Origin of the sequence: Mycobacterium sp. MYCO198283 (genome assembly GCF_021213805.1) — a bacterium.
Taxonomy (GTDB): Bacteria; Actinomycetota; Actinomycetes; order Mycobacteriales; family Mycobacteriaceae; genus Mycobacterium.
Map to the genome: position 1 here is coordinate 18,899 of NZ_JAJQJI010000011.1, position 15,877 is coordinate 34,775.

Consider the following 15,877-nt stretch of genomic DNA (forward strand, 5'->3'; position numbering starts at 1 on the left):
GCGACAGCGAAGGGAGAACCGCATGAGCACACCGCTACCACCCGTGGTCGACGAGGCCACCTGGCGCGCCGCACTGCAGGACCTGCGGCGGCGGGAGAAGGCCGCCACCCGCGAATTGGACGCCATCGCCGCCCAGCGACGCCGGCTGCCGATGGTCGAGCTGCCCGACTACACGTTGATCGGCGCGGACGGCCCCATCCGGCTCGCCGACATCTTCGCCGGCCGCTCGCAGCTGATCGTCTACCACCACATGTGGTCCGACGGCGCGCAGTGGCAGTGCGGCGGCTGTACCGGCTTCACCTCGCAGTTCACCCGGCTGGAGTTCCTCGACAACTACGACGCCCGCTTCGTCATCGTCACCAACGGGCCGATCGACGAGGCGCTGCACTACCGCCACAAGGTCGGCAACCGGATGGAGTGGTACTCCTCGGCGGAGAGCTCGTTCGGCGCCGACGTCGACGCCCCGCCCGGCGGCGGGTTCGGGATCAACGTGTTCCTGCGGGCCGGCGACACCGTGTACCGCACCTGGCACACCGCGGGCCGCGGCACCGAGCAGCTCAGCCATACGTTCGGGCTGCTCGACGTGCTGCCCTACGGTCGGCAGGAGGAGTGGCAGGATTCGCCGCCCGGGTGGCCGCAGCGCCCCACCTACTCGGGGTGGGCCGACAGCCCCGACATCGCCCGCGCCTACGGCCCGGCGGACGGCTGAGGCTGCGAACCGTTCGCCGAGGCCGGCCGACTCTGCGGACCGGCCGCCGATGCCGGCTGCGGGCCCGGCGAGCGCAGCACCCGCAGCCCGACCAGCGTCGCCGCGCCCACGATCGTCGCGGCCAGCAGCAACCACAGGCCGGCCTGGAGAAACCAGATCCGGCGCTGCACCTTGACCACGCGCTGCTCGACGGTGCGCGCCGTCCGCAGCGCCCCCCGCACCCGGCTCACTGCCCGCGGCCCGTCTGACTCTGCAGCCGGTCGATCAGCTCCGACGCCTGGGCCTTGGTGAGGTCGTCGGGCACCTGCTCGCCGGCCTCTTGCGCCAGGGTCTGCAGGTAGCTGCGTTGGGCGCCGGTCATCGGCTCGTCGCCGGTCACCCAGTCCGACGGGTCCTTCTCGGCGTTCTCCTGCGGGGCACGTGCCGCGTCGTCACTCATGGTTGTGTCATGCCCACTCCGGACCCGCCGGAATCATGAAATGACATCGATGTCATGGACGTCAGTCGTCGGAGGTCCGTCGGTCCGCGGTGAGCAGCAACCGGTCGTAGGCCTCCCGCTGCGGGAAGGGCTGGGAGACGCTCAGGCCGACGAAATCGGCGGCCACCTGCTCGGCCAACGCGCGCAGCTTGGTGTTGGTCTGCTGAGACCGCCACCGCAGCACGTCGAACGCGCGGTCGGCGTCGATGCCGTAGACGACCATCATCATGCCCTTGGCCTGTTCGATCGCCGCGCGGCTGGCGGCGATCTCGGCGACCGCCTCGGTCACCAGGATGTCGCGCTCCCGCGCCGACGCGGTGAGGTCGATGTAGACGCCGTGGATGCCGCCGACCTCACCCTCTTCCACGCGCACCTGATCGCCCACGACGACCACCTCGTGCACCTGCCGGCTGACGTCGACGATGCGGTGGCGCGCGCTGAACGCTCGTCCGCGGCGACGCAGGTCCTCGATGAGTGACGTCACCGCGTCGACGTCCTCGGGATGCGGGTGGGACAGCACCACCTCGGTCGTGGGTTCGATGGTGCCGGGCTCATAGCCGTACATGCGGTACACCTGCGGCGACCACTCCCAGCGGTCCTCGCCGGGGTGGTAGCGGAACCATCCCACCAGCTCCGGCGAGCCGGGAACGGACCCTTCGACCTGCGACACGTCGTCCCCCGACACCGCAATCCCGTCGTGACGGGTGACCGCGGCGCGGGCGGCGGCGTCGGGTTCAGCCATGCATCGGATCCTTCTGCCGTGACGACAACAGCCAGACGTATGACGCCAGGGGCTGGAGCGCACACGGACTCGAACCGAAATCTAACGACGCGGCGCGACGGACTCAAGCGAATCCGGGGGGTCGCGGCATCTGCTGTAAGAAGGTCGTCACGAAGGCTCAGCGGCGAAGTTGCGGCAAGACGTCGCGCTCCCAGCTGTCGAAGAAGCCGCCGAGGTCGGGTCCGATCTGCTGCACGTACACCTCGTCGACGCCGGCGTCCAAATACGACCGCACCTGAGCCGCATGCTGGTCCGGGTCGGGTCCGCAGGCCACGCTTTCGGCGACCTTCTCCCGCGGCACCAGCGACATCGCATCCTCGAAGTCCTTGGGACGGGGCAGCGTCTGCGCCAGCTGGCCGGGGAGCTGCTCGTTGGCCCACAGCCGGTGCGCCGCCTCCAGCCCGGCGTCGGCGTCGGTATCCCAGCTCACCTTCGTGCCGGCCTGCACCGGTTTGTCGCCACCGCCGGCCTCCCGGAAGGCGCGGACCAGGTCGGCGTCGGGCATGGTGGTGCAAAAACCGTCACCGATCCGGCCCGCCAACTGCGCGGCCTGCGGCCCGAAACCGGAGACGTAGATGGGCACGGGCTGCTCGGGAAGCGTGTAGATGCGGGCCTCCTGCACCTCGTAATAGGTGCCGTGGTGGCTGATCTCGTCGCCCCGGTGCAGGAGCCGGATGACGTCGACCGCCTCCTCCAACATCTCGAGGCGCACGCCCACCGACGGCCACGGGTCGCCCAGGATGTGCTCATTGAGGGCCTCGCCGCTGCCCACGCCGAGGACGAAACGGCCGTCGAGCTGCACCGCAGCGGTGGCGGCGGCCTGGGCGATGATCGCCGGGTGGATGCGCACGGTCGGGCAGGTGACCGCCGTCGACACCGGGAGCGACGTCGCCTCCGAGAGTGCGCCGATCACGCCCCACACGAACGGGCTCTGACCCTGGGCGTCGTTCCATGGGTGGAAGTGGTCGGAGATCCACAGCGCGTCGAACCCGGCGGCCTCCGCCCGCTTCGCCTGTTCGACGAGCTCTTTGGGACCGAACTGTTCGCAGGACAGGAAGTAACCGATGCTCGCCATGGCGGCCGCGTACCCAGCCGGTCCGCCGCTGACGCCCCCAGGTGGACCCATCGGAGGTGACGGGAGCGTGACACCATCGCGGGATGCCCACATTCGACGAGGCGGTGGCCGAGGCCCGTGACCTCGCGAGCACCGGCCGGCGGGTGATCCTCGGCATCGCCGGTCCGCCCGGGGCCGGCAAATCGACCGTCGCAGCGCGGTTCGTCGCCGCCCTCGCCGACCTCGGCGCGGCCTACCTCCCAATGGACGGGTTCCACCTGTCCAACGCACAGCTGGACCGGCTGGGGCGGCGTGAGCGGAAGGGAGCGCCCGACACCTTCGACGTCGCCGGCTACATCGTGGCGCTGCAACGGGTGCGGGCAGACCGCGACGACGTCTATGTTCCGCTTTTCGACCGGGACAACGACGCCGCCGAAGCCGCGGCGGGTGTCGTCTCGGCGAGCGCCCGGGTGGTGGTCACCGAGGGGAACTACCTCGGGTTGCCGACCCACGGGTGGGACGGGGTGCGTGCGCTCCTGGACCGGTTGTACTACCTGGAGGTGAGCGCCGCCGAGCGGCGGCGGCGACTGCTCGACCGGCACCTGAGCGGGGGACGCGGACGCGCCGCGGCGCAGCAGTGGGTGCACGACGTCGACGACGTCAACGCGGAGCGGGTGGACGTCACGCGGCGGTATACCGACGGGATCCTCACCGTCGATTGATGACGTCGTGAGATGTCACGATGGCAAACCCGTCGACTTCGCCGATGGCATGGCGCGCGGTGTGCCGGTCGGTCATAATCCTCTGCGTGGAGGCGCGCAGCGGCGAACCAGTCACCCCGTCACCGACAGCCGTCCTGGAGCAGCTGCCCGCACCGGCGGTGCTGGAAAGGCTGCCCGTTCCGGTGCTGGCCGTCGGGCCGGACGGCACCGTCCTGTTCGCCAACCCGGCGTTCGCGGAGATGCTCGGTCACGCGCGAGAGAGCTTGCTGGCGATGACCCTGCCCGAGATCGTCCGCAAACTACCGCCCGACGACGCCGCGGTATCGGGTCTGCGCGCGCGGGCGGACATGGTCGTGGAGCTGTGCCACGCCGACGGGTCCATCGTGCGCGCCGAGATCAGCCGATCGGAGTTGGTGCGCGGTGACGATTCGGTCGTCTTGGCGACGTTCCGGGATCTGACCGAAGAACTGTGGGTGCGCGAACTCTGAGCGCCGGCGCTCAGACCGCCGCGCTGCGGTGCCGCAGCGCCTCCCGTGACAGGTACTGCTCGAAGTAGGAGCGTGAGTCGGCGGTGGTGACGGCGGACAGCACCAGCCGCAGCACCCGCTCCAGGCGGTCGATCAGCATGTCGGCGCCCTCGGCTCGGGCGGCGGTGACGATCTGCGAGCCGATGCTCGCACCGACGAGCGCCTCGGCAAGCGTCGCCGGGTCGACCCCGGCGGCGATGTCGCCCTCGTCGATCGCCGTGCGTACGTGCCGCGCGGCGCTCTCCAACCACCCGCTGTAGGTCTGTCCGGCCGCGGGGGAGAAGCCGCCGAGTGCGTGCGACAGGTGAAAGCCCGCGCGGTTCAGCGGGTTCGCGCGGAACAGCTCCGCGGCGACGAACACGCCATGCAGGAGGATCTCCAAGGCCGGGGCGTTGGCCTGCGTCGGCCCGGCGACCTCCGCCCGCAGGCTCCGCATGCTCTCCTCCATCACGGTTTCGGCGACCGCCTGCTTCGACTCGAAGTGGTAGTAGAACGCGCCCTTGGTCACCCCGGCGCGCGCGATGATGTCGCCGAGGCCGGTGTTGGGATAGCCGACCTCGTTGAACAGGGCCACCGCTGCGTCGAGGATTCTGCGACGGGTGGCGTCCGACCTGGCCTGGCGCACCGGATGAATTTAGCGCGGTCCGGCGTCTTCCGGCGCGACCGCCGCGTTGCGCAGCGCCTGGCGCGACCGCCGCACCACGAACTGCCGGAAGTAGTCGATGCGGTCCGGAGCCGTGATCCCCGGCAGCACCAGGTACCAGGCGTCCTCGACGTTCTTGATCAACTCGTCGGGGTGCTCCAGCCGGCTCAGCTGCCGCACGCCGGCGTACATCGCGACCAGCAGCCGGCTGATGTCCTCCGGCGTGCGCGTGGGGAGGACGTCGCCCTCGGCGATCGCACGGTCGACCATCGCCGCGAAGCCCAGCACCCACTCGTTCCAGATGGTGTCCTGCAGCTCCTCGGTCCGGCCGATCGACTCCAGCAGGTGCAGCCCCGCCCGCGCCATGTCCTGCGTCGCATCCTGCACCGCGACGTGAAAGGCGACGTCGATCAGCGTCTCCAGGCCCGACAGTCCGCGGCCGAGAATCTCCGTGACCGCCGTGCGGGTCCGGGCGCTGTGTTCGTCGATGATCGCGAGCGCCAGTGCGTATTTGGAACGGAAGTGGAAGTACATCGCGCCCTTGGTCACCTGCGCCTCGCGGAGAATGTCGTCGAGGCTGACCAGGCTGTAGGCCTTGCGGGCGAACTGGCGGGCCGCGGCGGTGAGAATCTGCTCACGGGTCGAGTCCGGCGGCCGGTCCGTCGGTTGACTCACCGTCCTCCGATCACCCGTTGGTCGTTCGCCTCGGCCTCCGCCGCATGCCGCCGAGGCGGTGCGCTGCGAGCACCTTCGGGCAGCGGTCCCGCCCTGTCAAGTGAGCGGCGGAGAACCTGCCGCGACCGCCGGGTCGGACGAACCGCAAGTCGAGACGCCGGTAGCAAAACAGCCGAAAGGTCTGTAATCTCGCCTTCGTGACGGATCCTGGTATGTGTGCAGGGCGAGCGCCGGCAGGCGGCCGACAGGTCTCCCTCATCCGCGCACGAATCGACCGAAAGAGTCACTGACGTGGAGTGGGACGACGTCGTCGACGTCCTCTGCGTCGGGGCCGGCGGCGGCCTCATCGCCGCCGCGATCGCCGCCCTGGACGCCGGTCTCGACGTGGTGATGGCGGACGGTTCCGGTGACGACCACCCCGCCACCGCCGAATACTTCGCCGCGCTGGTCGAGGGCCTGGCGCCCGCCGGTCCCGCCGGCGACCTGACGTTGCGCGTCCTGGCCGAACCCGTGGCTGCCGCGCCGCCGCGTCGGACGCGGCGCAAAGAGGCGCCCGGAACTGTCGAGCCGTTCTACGGGCACCAGCTCAAAGGGTGGGCTGATCAGTGTGTTGCCGACGACCACGGCGTCATTTACAGCCGGATCGCCAATCGGCCGATGCAGGCGGCGACGCTCCGCAGCGGCGACACGGTGCAGGCGTCCGTCATCGGGTCGGTCACACTCGACGGTGCAGACGCCTCGTCGACGTTGACGCAGTGGATGACCCGACACGCCGTCGAACGCGGCGTCCGGACGCCGGTGAGCACCCGGCTCGACCGCCTGGTGTTCGAGGACAGCGACGCCGTGGGCGCGGTGCTGCAGACCGCGAAGGGACCGCGCGCCGTGCGCGTCGACCACGGGATGATCTGCGGATCCGCGCGTGGCGACGTCGATGCGCCCTACCGTGTTCCGCCGTTGACCGGCCCGCTCACGGTGCAGGTGGCGGTGGTGAGCCGGCTGGCCAGCCGGCACGGCCGGCTTGAGCTGCTGGCCGCGGACGAACCGCCGCTGCGGCCGCGCCAGCCGGTGTGCACGGCGTCGCTTCCGCGCCAGCGGCACGCGGTGGCCTGAGCACCGTCAGCTGGCGCGGGAGTTGCCGAACGGCAGCGGGATCCGGCGTTGCGCCAGCAGCGCCTCCATATGCTGCCCCGTCACGGGCCGCGACAGCAAGAAACCCTGCGCCCGGTGACAGCCGTGCGCCAGCAGCGTCAACGCCGCCTCCTCGGTCTCCACGCCCTCGGCGACCAGGTCGAGACCAAAGGCGTCGGCCAGGGCGATGATCGCGCGCACGATCGCCAGATCCTCGGCGTTACGGCCGAGGTCGCGAACGAAGCTCCGGTCGATCTTCAAGGTGTCGACGGGCAACGACTTCAGATGCGACAGCACGCTGTAACCGGTCCCGAAGTCGTCGATCGCCATGCGGACGCCGGCGTCCTTGAGCTCGGCCAGCGTCGAGCGGGTGGTCTCGATGTCCTGGACCACGATGCTCTCGGTGATCTCCAGGCACACCGAGTCGGCGTCGACGCCGAACTCGGCGATGGTGTCGGCGACCAACCCGACGAAGCCCTCGCTCACCAGCTGGACGGGGGAGACGTTGATCCGCAGCACCGCCGTGCGCCCGACGCCGCGACTGCGCCAGCGGCCGAACTCCGCACAGGCTGTGCGCAATACCCACCGACCGATCTCCCCGGCGACGTTGATGGACTCTGCCACCCCGATGAACGCGTCCGGCAGCAGCAGCCCGCGGGTCGGATGCCACCACCGCACCAACGCCTCGGTGGCGAGCACCTCGCCGGTACGCAGATCCACCTCCGGCAGGTATCGCACCACCAGCGAGCCGCTGTCGATGACGCTCTGGAGGTGCAACTCGATGTCGTTGCGCATCGCAGTGCTCAGGGACATCTCGTCGGAGAAGACGGTGATCTGGTTGCCGCCGGAGTTCTTCGCGTCCAGCACGGCCTGATCGGCCTTGCGTAACAGGTCCGATGTCGTCTCCTGGCCCGGGATGCCCTGCGCCACACCGACGCTGACCGTCCGGGTCAGTCGCTCGCCGTCGAGGGCCACCCGCTCCCGCAGCCGCTGTTGCAGCCGCTCGGCCAGCGCCACCGCAGACTCCACCGGCATCGGATCGGCCGGGACGACCACAAATTCGTCACCGCCGAGCCGGGCGATCACATCGGCGTCCGACGTCTCCTCGCGCAGCCGCTCGGCGAACACCTTGATGAACCAGTCGCCGGCGTTGTGGCCGAGGTAGTCGTTGATGGCCTTGAGCCGGTCGAGGTCGAGGAACAGCGCACACACCGGCCCCGGCTGACCCGCCGCCAGCCGGTTGTCGAGGTGCGTGAGCAGGGCGCGCCGGTTGTACACGCCGGTGAGGTCGTCGTGATCGGCCAGGTACCGCAGTTGTTCTTCGGCGGCGATGCGCGCCTGCACCTGCGCGAACAGCGAGGAGATGGCCTCGAGTGCGTTGAGCTCCGAGGGCTTCCATTCGCGGTCACCGTGTTTGATGAAGCCGAGCGTCCCCGTGGTGACATCGCCGGAGATGAGCGGCGTGGCTGCCATCGACGTCTGCCGAACCTGCCGCGCCGACTCGATGGTCTTCTGATAATCGTCGTTCGCGGGATCGGGCCGAAAGACGACCGGTGTCTTGGTGTGCTCCGACACCGCGAAGATCGGGTCGGCGTCGTCGAAGTAGATGAGGCTCAACGGATCCGGGTCGGGGACGTCGGGGCGCTCTGGCCACTCGGCGACGAGCCTTGACGCGCGGATGGCGTGGTCGTTGTACCGCAGAAAGCTCACGTCGACGTCGAAGACCGCAACGAGATCGCGGAGGACCTCCTGGCTGATCCGGGCAGACGTCGCGGCGGTTGCTGCCATGAGTTTGGCGGCCACCGCGGTCACAACCAGGTCAAGGCTCCGAGCCATATATTTCCTCCGGTGTCATTTTCACCCGGCAAGCCGCCCGATGTCTGCATACCGCGCCTAACTAAATCCATAGTTCGTCGCAGTCGTCGGGTTGCGGCGCCCCACGCGGCGATAACGCTAGGCTTCCTATCTAATCGGGTGTCTACCGAGCTGATCCTGGAGGACCCTTGGGGCAAGCTGAGTCGGACGGCGACATGGCGGAGGTCTCGGCCCTGCCGCTCCCGCCGAGGAATCCGTTGCCGTTCCGCGAGCGCCTCCGCGCCGTCCGGTCCTTCCACACCGGAATGGACGTGCTACGGGACGCAGGCGGGCCGGTCACCCGGTTCTCGATCGGGCCCCGGTGGTCGACGCCGCCGGTTGTGCTCGTCACCTCGCCGCGAGGGATCCGCGACGTGCTCAGCATCAAAGATGGCGCTGTCGACAAGACGTCACCAGTGTTCAACGAATTGCGAAACATCCTCGGGGACAATCTCGCAAATCTCCCGCACGAGCCGTGGAAGCAGCGCAAGCGCACCCTGCAGCCGGTGTTCACCGCCCAGCGGGTGCAGGAGTTCGGCGGCCACATGGCCGAGGCCGCAACGGCGGTGTGCGACAACTGGTCAGACGGTGCCGTCGTCGATCTCGACGCGGAGGTCCGCGCCCTGACCCTGCGGGCGCTGGCGTTGTCCGTGCTCGGCATCGACCTGCAGGGCCGCGCCGAGGATGTCGAGGAGCCACTGCGGGTGGCGCTGCGGTACGCGATGAACCGCGCCCTTCGACCGGTACGAGCCCCGCGTTGGCTTCCGACGCCCGCGCGCCGACGAGCACGTGCAGCGGGTGCCCGCCTCCGAGGACTCGGCGCGGACATTCTGCGGGCGTGCCGTTCGGATCCCGCTATCGAGGCGCCGCTGGTCCGGGCACTGCTCGCCGCCCGCGATCCCGACACCGGGCGGGGATTGACTGACGGCGAGATCTGCGACGAACTGATCATCTTCCTGTTCGCCGGCCATGAGACCACGGCCACCACGATCACCTACGCGCTCTGGCAGCTCGGCCGCCATCCCGAACACCAGCGGCGGGTGGCCGCCGAGGTGGCTGCATTTCCCGAAGGACCGCTGCCGCCCAACAGCGTGGCGCGGCTGCCGTTCACGGTGCAGGTGGTGCGGGAGGCGCTGCGGCTCTGTCCGCCGGCGCCCACCGGCACCCGCCTGGCATGTCGCGACATCGCTGTCGCCGGATATCGCGTTCCCGCTGGGACGATGCTGGTCGTCGGACGCATGGCGGTACAACGTGATCCGTCGCTGTGGGACAACGCGCAGGTATTCGACCCTGACCGGTTCAGTCCCGAGAAGCACAGGGCCCGAGACCGGTGGCAATACATCCCGTTCGGCGGCGGACCCCGCTCCTGCATCGGTGACCACTTCGCCATGCTGATGGCGACGCTGGCGGTGGCCACGTTGGTGCGGGGCGCCGAAATCCATTCCCTCGAAGACGATTTCCCGGTGTCACTGCACTTTTCGATGATCGCCGGCGCGCCGATTCGAGCCGTCGTCCGCAAGTATGAGGAACTTTCGTGACCGCAGACAACGACCACGCCGCGCGCATCCTCGATGAAGGCGACGACGCCGACCGAGCGCTGCTCGACCGGCTTCGGGCGGATCCGCGCGTCGATGTGATCGACGCAGTCGCCGAGCAGCAGCGGACCCTCGCTGAGGTGCGCCCCACACCCGGCGCCGAGGTGCTCGAAGAGCGCACGAAATGGGCCTACTACCCGTGGCGGCGCACCCTCGTCGGCATATTGGGCCCGCAAGGCTTCCGGGCGTTGCGGCTCGACCGCAACCGCAACCTCATCACAGCGGTCGAGCAGCGCCGCCTCGAGACACTGACGATCGCCGTCGCGGGGCTCAGCGTCGGCCACGTAATCGCACACACATTGGCGATGCAGGGCATGTGCGCCACCCTGCGGCTGGCGGACTTCGACACCCTCGAGCTGTCGAACCTCAACCGGGTGCCGGCCACCGTGCTCGACCTCGGGATCAATAAGGCGATCGTGGCAGCGCGGCGTATCGCCGAACTGAATCCGTACCTGGGCGTCGAGGTGGTGTCCGCTGGAGTCACAGCGGAGACGCTCGACGGATTCCTCGACGGCGTGGACGTCGTCGTGGAGGAGTGCGACTCACTGGACATGAAGCTAACGATCCGCGAGGCCGCGCGGGGCCGACGGCTGCCCGTCGTCATGGCGACCAGCGACCGCGGCCTGGTCGACGTCGAACGCTTCGACCTGGATCCCACGCGACCGGTGCTGCACGGCGCTCTAGGCAGCATCACGGCCGCCCAGTTGGCCGACCTGCCGCGCGAGGACAAGGTGCCCTATGTGCTGCGACACGTTGACGCCACGCAGTCCTCCACACGCATGACGGCGTCCCTCGTCGAGGTTGGGCACACTCTGTCGACGTGGCCCCAGCTGGCAGGCGAGGTGACGCTCGGCGCCGCGGCAGTCGTCGAGGCCGTCCGCCGCATCACGCTTGGTGAGCCACTCGACTCCGGTCAGGTCCGCATCGACATTGCGGCGACCTTCGACCAGCTCGACGGCGCCCTGCGGGAGTACCAGCCGCCGCCCGTCGTGCCCGACGATCCGGTTCCTGCCAACTCCTCGCCGGCTACCGAACTCGTCGCGGAGGCAGCGCGGCGGGCGCCGTCGGGAGGAAACGCCCAGCCGTGGACCATCTCGCTCAGCGACACCGACCTGACCATCCGCGTGGCGCCGGAGCGCACGTCGATGATGGACGCCGGCTTCCGGGGCAGTGCCGTGGCCGTAGGCGCCGCGCTGTTCAACGCTCGGGTGGCGGCCGCCGCCCGCGGCGTGCTGGGCGAGGTGGTGGTCAGCACCACGGACGCGGGCTCACCGCTGACCGCGACGTTGCGGCTCGGCAGCGGTACCAGTCCCGATCTGGCCGCATACTACGAGCCGATGTTGCTGCGCGAGACCAACCGTCGTCGCGGCACGGTTGCGCCCGTCGACGAGGGACTGATCGCGGACCTGACGGAGGCGGCGGCCCGCGAAGGCGGGCGGCTCGCGGTGTTGACCGCGCGCGGTGACGTCGAAGAGCTGGCGCAGGTGTGCGCGGCCGCGGACCGGATCCGCTATCTGACTCCGCCGCTGCACCGAGAGCTGGTCAGCGAACTGCGCTGGCCCGGCGAGGGTGCTGCGGACTCCGGGATCGACGTCATGAGCCTGGAGCTCGCGCCTGCCGATATAGCGGTACTCGACATCCTGCGCCGTCCCGACGTGATGGCGGCGTTGGCGGATTGGGACGGCGGTGCGGCGCTCGGGGAGGACGTCGCCAAGCGGGTGCGTTCCAGTTCGGCGCTGGCATTGGTCACCGTGCGCGGCGGCGCGTTGCCCGACTACGTCCGGGGCGGTGCGGCGATGGAGGCGGTGTGGATCGAGGCCCAGCGGCGCGGATTGGCCGTGCAGCCGGTCTCGCCCGTGTTTCTCCACGCCGTCGGCGACGCCGAGCTGTGGAAGATGTCCCCGCGGTACGCCGACGACCTGCGCTCGCTGCAAGCGAGGCTGCGCGAGGTCGCAGGCACCCAGCCGGACGAGGCGCTCGTGCTCCTCCTGCGGCTCTCGCACGCCGCCCCCGCTTCGGTGCGGAGCCGGCGCCGCCGCCTCGTGTAGTAGCGCTCTACAGCACCATGTCGTGCGTCGCGAGGGCGTCTTCTTGTGATTCGAGGACCCGCTCGATGTGGCGGTTCTCGAGCACGATCCGGGCGAGCTGACCCGGCTCGGCGAAGCGTGCGTAGGTGCGACGGTCCCACCACATGATCCGGGTCTGGTAGCGCTCGCTCGGATACGGCGTGGCCGGGATGTTGGCAGCAACCACGCCGCCCGAGGACCGCCACCTCTCCAGCACGTGAGCCGCCGAGGTGGCCATGCAGAACTGATTGCCGAGGATGGTCATCGTGTGGCTCGCGGTTCGGGCCAGCGCCGTGGTGACGTGCGGACTGCGCTCCAAGTCCGAGCTCACCCAGGCGGCCTTCATCTCCAGCACGCCGAACGGCACGCGGTCGTCGATCATCTTCCGCACGGCCTGCTCTCCGGCCTGGCCGGCCCACTCGACGACGGCGTGTGCGTCGTCGGCCGAGCGAAGCGGTCCCTTAGCGCGCAGCCCACCCACCATGCGTTTCCTGGAGTCGACGGCAGCAAAGAAAAGGGCGGTGTCGCCGCCGGCTCGGAGCTCGTCGATCTCCAGCGCCGATTCGACGCCGAAACGGCGATAACTGCGGTGTGCACCGGCGAGGTATTCGTCCCAAAGTTCCGGATCGACGGCCGGTTGGGAAATCACCACCGTGCATTCCGTTTCGGCGTCCCACCAACTGATTCTGTCGCGCAACCGGAGCCCGACATTAGTGGCGGGTTCGAATGGGAGAACAGACATGAGAGGTGACCATCCCTTCACTAGCCGGTGTCGTTGCCGCAGGTCACGGCGCCAGCGGAACGAACCCGGTAATTGCTGACGAGAAGACAAGTATCTCGCTTCTGCCCGCCGTTACTCCAATGAATGCCATTCCCTCGGCACCGTGTTTCTAACGTCGCGGACTCGCTTGTCGGTCACCGAGTAAGCGCAAAGTTTGCGCGGCAAGCATCCCGCCGCCAATTTTGGCTGTCAGGAACCCGTTTTTGACGTTCACGGCGAACAAGAACAGTCCGCTGGAACCGCGGATGCGTGTGCGGGGAGCGGAAGTGCGATTGTCGCGGGCGCAGTCAGCTGACGCGGCGCCGACAGCGCGGGCCGCGCTTGACGCGCAGGGCTGCTGACCTCAGCAGCAGCTCCCACCGGGGTTGCGGTCGTTTGCCAGATGTCGCGCTCGCCAGTACTCCCGCTCGGTCATCACCGGCGTCCCGGGGTGGTCGCGCAGCCGGTGCTCGACATAACGGGAGTAATGCCGGTCACCCATCAATGTGCCGAAATACCAGCCGATTCTTCCCGCGATTTCGCGTATTCGTCCCATTGGCGCTGCACCTCCCGTTCCCGGGCGGAGGGAATAAGTCCCGAAGGAGCGAAGAACCGGGTGTTGACTACCGCATCCTCGGTCAACGGGCGGCCGTTTCCGCGAACAGCGCGCACCGCCACGACGACGCCGGCGAGGAACACGACGAGGACGAGCACCGCGAACACGATCGACAGCGTTCCCTGAATGAAGGTGTTGCGGATGACGGCGTCGATCTCGTCCGCTGACTTAGCCGTCTTGAACGCCGTCTTACCGGCTTCCTTCGCCTCGCGGAAAGCCGCGTGTTGCGCCCAGTACCCCAGCGCTGGATTGTCGGAGAATATTTTCTGCCAGGAAGCGGTGAGGGTCACGGCGAGATCCCAGAACAGCGGTACCGCCGGTATCCACAACCAGCGGTAATACCGCTTCTTGACCACGATGACGGTGACGGCCGTCAGCGCGATGGCCGCGAGCAGTTGGTTGGCGATACCGAACAACGGAAACAGCGTGTTGATGCCGCCGAGGGGATCGGTGACGCCCATGAGCAGGATGCTGCCCCAGCTGGCGACCACGGCGACGCTGCACAGCTACGCGCCGGTGCGCCAGCTGGGGTCGTGCAGCGTGCGCAGCGGGCCGCCCAGGTTGCCCAGGCCGTCGGACAGCATGAAGCGGGCCACCCGGGTGCCGGCGTCGACGGTGGTCAGGATGAACAGCGCCTCGAACATGATCGCGAAGTGATACCAGAACGCCTTCAATCCAGATCCGCCGAATACCGACAGCACCTCGGACATGCCGACCGCCAGGGTGGGCGCGCCGCCGGTGCGCGAAATGATCGTCTTCTCGCCGACCTGTTCGGCGGCGCCGGCGATTTGTGAGGGCGTTGCGGGGTCGCCCGACAGGCCGAGCCCGTTGACGTAGGCGGCAGCCGTCTCCGGTGTCCCGCCCGTGAGGCCGGCGGGCGCGTTCATCGCGAAATACAGGTGCTGGTTGAGGATGCATGCGGTGATCAGCGCCATGACGGCGACGAAGGACTCGGTGAGCATGCCGCCGTAGCCGATCAGCCGCATCTGGCTCTGCTTCTCCAAGAGTTTCGGGGTCGTGCCCGAGGCGATCAACGAGTGGAAGCCCGAGAGCGCACCGCAGGCGATGGTGATGAACAGGAACGGGAAGAGCGCGCCGGCGAAGGACGGCCCGGTGCCGGTGCGGGCGAACTCGGATACCGCCGGCGCTTCCATGACCGGCCGGGCCAGCAGTACGCCCACGGCGAGCAGCGCGACGGTGCCGACCTTCATGAACGTCGACAGGTAGTCGCGCGGCGCCAACAGCAGCCACACCGGCAGCACGGAGGCCGCGAAGCCGTAGATGATGATGCACCACGCGAGCGTGACCTTCGACAGCGTGAACCACTCGGTGCCCCAACCGGTTTCGGCGACCCAGCCGCCCGCCGCGACGGCCAGGATCAGCAGCGCGACGCCCATGAGCGACACCTCGCTGACCCGGCCGGGGCGCAGGTAGCGCAGGTACAGCCCCATGAACAGGGCGATCGGGATGGTCATCGCGATCGAGAACACGCCCCACGGGCTCTCGGAGAGCGCGTTCACCACGACGAGCGCGAGCACCGCGAGCAGGATCACCATGATGGCGAGGATCGCGACGATGGCCGCGACACCGCCCACGGCGCCGAGCTCGTCGCGGATCAGCTGCCCGAGCGAGCGACCGCGGCGCCGCGTCGAGATCCACAGCACCAGGTAGTCCTGCACACAGCCGGCGATCACCGCCCCGATGACGATCCAGATGATGCCCGGCAGATAGCCCATCTGCGCGGCGAGTACCGGCCCCACGAGCGGTCCGGCGCCGGCGATGGCCGCGAAGTGGTGGCCGAAGAGCACCCGGCGGTCGGTCGGCATGTAGTCGGTGCCGTTCTCGAACACCTCGGCCGGGGTGGCCTCGTCGTCGCGCGGGCGCACGATCTTGAGCTCGATCAGCCGGGCGTAGAACCGGAACGCGATCACATACGTGCAGATCGCGGCGACGACGAACCACACCGCGTTCACCGACTCGCCGCGGACCAGCGCGATCATCGCCCACGCCACCGCGCCCAGCACCGCGATGATCCCGAAGACGATCTTGTGGCGGGTGCTGATGGGGGAGCGGTCGATGACCGCCACCGGCGGGAGGTCGGGGTCGGTACGGATGTAGGTGACGTCGCCGTCGCGTTCCTCGATGCGGTCGGACGGTGCCGTGGTCGGTGTGCTCAACGTGGCCTTCCTCGATGCGCGTCGCGGACTGCCGCCGATTTTTTCACCGCGTCAACCACCCGGGAGCGGAACCGGGTAATCGGGCGCCGCGA

General features: G+C 69.0%; 15 protein-coding genes and 1 pseudogene. 6 read left to right on the plus strand and 10 right to left on the minus strand.

Annotated elements, in window-relative coordinates; translation table 11 throughout:
- Positions 1–22: 22 nt before the first annotated feature.
- The gene (locus tag LV457_RS18760; protein WP_232173050.1) at positions 23–709 is read left to right on the plus strand and encodes a DUF899 family protein; all 687 of its coding nucleotides are present in this window, start codon (positions 23–25) and stop codon (positions 707–709) included.
- Here the strand turns inward: LV457_RS18760 and LV457_RS18765 are convergent.
- The 4 genes from LV457_RS18765 to LV457_RS18780 all read right to left on the minus strand — a co-directional run bounded on the left by LV457_RS18765 (position 688) and on the right by LV457_RS18780 (position 3,043).
- Entirely contained in the window at positions 688–939 is a 252-nt protein-coding gene (locus LV457_RS18765) for a hypothetical protein (RefSeq protein ID WP_232173051.1), read from the minus strand. The genes LV457_RS18760 and LV457_RS18765 overlap by 22 nt on opposite strands.
- Positions 936–1,148: a DUF3072 domain-containing protein gene (locus LV457_RS18770; protein WP_232173052.1), complete on the minus strand. Its 213-nt coding sequence runs from the start codon at positions 1,146–1,148 to the stop codon at positions 936–938. Before LV457_RS18770 ends, LV457_RS18765 begins: the two co-directional genes overlap by 4 nt.
- A gap of 61 nt (positions 1,149–1,209) precedes the next feature.
- Positions 1,210–1,929 (minus strand): PAS and ANTAR domain-containing protein, encoded by a 720-nt coding sequence (locus LV457_RS18775; protein WP_232173053.1) that lies wholly within the window; start codon positions 1,927–1,929, stop codon positions 1,210–1,212.
- 157 nt (positions 1,930–2,086) lie between these two features.
- Complete coding sequence (locus LV457_RS18780; RefSeq protein ID WP_232173054.1) at positions 2,087–3,043, minus strand: LLM class F420-dependent oxidoreductase; 957 nt, start codon at positions 3,041–3,043, stop codon at positions 2,087–2,089.
- Between the two features lie 83 nt (positions 3,044–3,126).
- Between LV457_RS18780 and LV457_RS18785 the strand changes: the two genes are divergently transcribed.
- Positions 3,127–3,744, plus strand: a complete 618-nt coding sequence (locus LV457_RS18785; RefSeq protein ID WP_232173055.1) for a nucleoside/nucleotide kinase family protein — start codon at positions 3,127–3,129, stop codon at positions 3,742–3,744.
- An 86-nt stretch (positions 3,745–3,830) separates the two neighbouring features.
- Positions 3,831–4,232 carry a PAS domain S-box protein gene (locus LV457_RS18790; RefSeq protein ID WP_232173056.1) on the plus strand — a complete coding sequence of 134 codons (402 nt, stop codon included), beginning with the start codon at positions 3,831–3,833 and terminating at the stop codon, positions 4,230–4,232.
- A gap of 10 nt (positions 4,233–4,242) precedes the next feature.
- Here LV457_RS18790 and LV457_RS18795 read toward each other — a convergent pair whose 3' ends face one another.
- Together LV457_RS18795 and LV457_RS18800 are read right to left on the minus strand one after the other, a co-directional pair.
- Entirely contained in the window at positions 4,243–4,896 is a 654-nt protein-coding gene (locus LV457_RS18795; protein ID WP_232173057.1) for a ScbR family autoregulator-binding transcription factor, read from the minus strand.
- Positions 4,897–4,905: 9 nt separating this feature from the next.
- Positions 4,906–5,589 (minus strand): TetR/AcrR family transcriptional regulator, encoded by a 684-nt coding sequence (locus tag LV457_RS18800; RefSeq protein ID WP_232173058.1) that lies wholly within the window; start codon positions 5,587–5,589, stop codon positions 4,906–4,908.
- 291 nt (positions 5,590–5,880) lie between these two features.
- Between LV457_RS18800 and LV457_RS18805 the strand changes: the two genes are divergently transcribed.
- Positions 5,881–6,699, plus strand: a complete 819-nt coding sequence (locus tag LV457_RS18805; protein ID WP_232173059.1) for a hypothetical protein — start codon at positions 5,881–5,883, stop codon at positions 6,697–6,699.
- A gap of 6 nt (positions 6,700–6,705) precedes the next feature.
- On the opposite strand, the gene LV457_RS18810 is transcribed toward LV457_RS18805, so the two are convergent.
- On the minus strand, positions 6,706–8,553 hold the full coding sequence (locus LV457_RS18810; RefSeq protein ID WP_232173060.1) for a bifunctional diguanylate cyclase/phosphodiesterase: 1,848 nt from the start codon (positions 8,551–8,553) through the stop codon (positions 6,706–6,708).
- Between the two features lie 194 nt (positions 8,554–8,747).
- Here LV457_RS18810 and LV457_RS18815 point away from each other — a divergent pair, with 194 nt between their 5' ends.
- Together LV457_RS18815 and LV457_RS18820 are read left to right on the plus strand one after the other, a co-directional pair.
- Positions 8,748–10,109, plus strand: coding sequence for a cytochrome P450 (locus tag LV457_RS18815; protein WP_232173061.1), 1,362 nt, complete (start codon positions 8,748–8,750; stop codon positions 10,107–10,109).
- Positions 10,106–12,214 (plus strand): Rv1355c family protein, encoded by a 2,109-nt coding sequence (locus LV457_RS18820; RefSeq protein ID WP_232173062.1) that lies wholly within the window; start codon positions 10,106–10,108, stop codon positions 12,212–12,214. The genes LV457_RS18815 and LV457_RS18820 overlap by 4 nt, the downstream gene beginning before the upstream one ends.
- A gap of 7 nt (positions 12,215–12,221) precedes the next feature.
- Here the strand turns inward: LV457_RS18820 and LV457_RS18825 are convergent, their stop codons facing one another.
- The 3 genes and pseudogenes from LV457_RS18825 to LV457_RS18835 form a co-directional block, all read right to left on the minus strand.
- Positions 12,222–12,974, minus strand: a complete 753-nt coding sequence (locus LV457_RS18825; protein WP_232173122.1) for a hypothetical protein — start codon at positions 12,972–12,974, stop codon at positions 12,222–12,224.
- Positions 12,975–13,356: 382 nt separating this feature from the next.
- Positions 13,357–13,548, minus strand: a complete 192-nt coding sequence (locus LV457_RS18830; RefSeq protein WP_232173063.1) for a YbdD/YjiX family protein — start codon at positions 13,546–13,548, stop codon at positions 13,357–13,359.
- A pseudogene (locus tag LV457_RS18835) lies at positions 13,494–15,785 on the minus strand (carbon starvation CstA family protein). Before LV457_RS18835 ends, LV457_RS18830 begins: the two are co-directional and overlap by 55 nt.
- Positions 15,786–15,877: the final 92 nt, after the last annotated feature.

What these genes read in the sequence shown, in the direction of transcription:
- LV457_RS18760 (WP_232173050.1), top strand. Translation starts at nt 23, where the DNA reads ATGAGCACACCGCTACCACCCGTGGTCGACGAGGCCACCTGGCGCGCC.
- LV457_RS18770 (WP_232173052.1), bottom strand. Translation starts at nt 1,148, where the DNA reads ATGAGTGACGACGCGGCACGTGCCCCGCAGGAGAACGCCGAGAAGGAC.
- LV457_RS18775 (WP_232173053.1), bottom strand. Translation starts at nt 1,929, where the DNA reads ATGGCTGAACCCGACGCCGCCGCCCGCGCCGCGGTCACCCGTCACGAC.
- LV457_RS18780 (WP_232173054.1), bottom strand. Translation starts at nt 3,043, where the DNA reads ATGGCGAGCATCGGTTACTTCCTGTCCTGCGAACAGTTCGGTCCCAAA.
- LV457_RS18785 (WP_232173055.1), top strand. Translation starts at nt 3,127, where the DNA reads ATGCCCACATTCGACGAGGCGGTGGCCGAGGCCCGTGACCTCGCGAGC.
- LV457_RS18810 (WP_232173060.1), bottom strand. Translation starts at nt 8,553, where the DNA reads ATGGCTCGGAGCCTTGACCTGGTTGTGACCGCGGTGGCCGCCAAACTC.
- LV457_RS18815 (WP_232173061.1), top strand. Translation starts at nt 8,748, where the DNA reads ATGGCGGAGGTCTCGGCCCTGCCGCTCCCGCCGAGGAATCCGTTGCCG.
- LV457_RS18825 (WP_232173122.1), bottom strand. Translation starts at nt 12,974, where the DNA reads ATGTCTGTTCTCCCATTCGAACCCGCCACTAATGTCGGGCTCCGGTTG.
- LV457_RS18830 (WP_232173063.1), bottom strand. Translation starts at nt 13,548, where the DNA reads ATGGGACGAATACGCGAAATCGCGGGAAGAATCGGCTGGTATTTCGGC.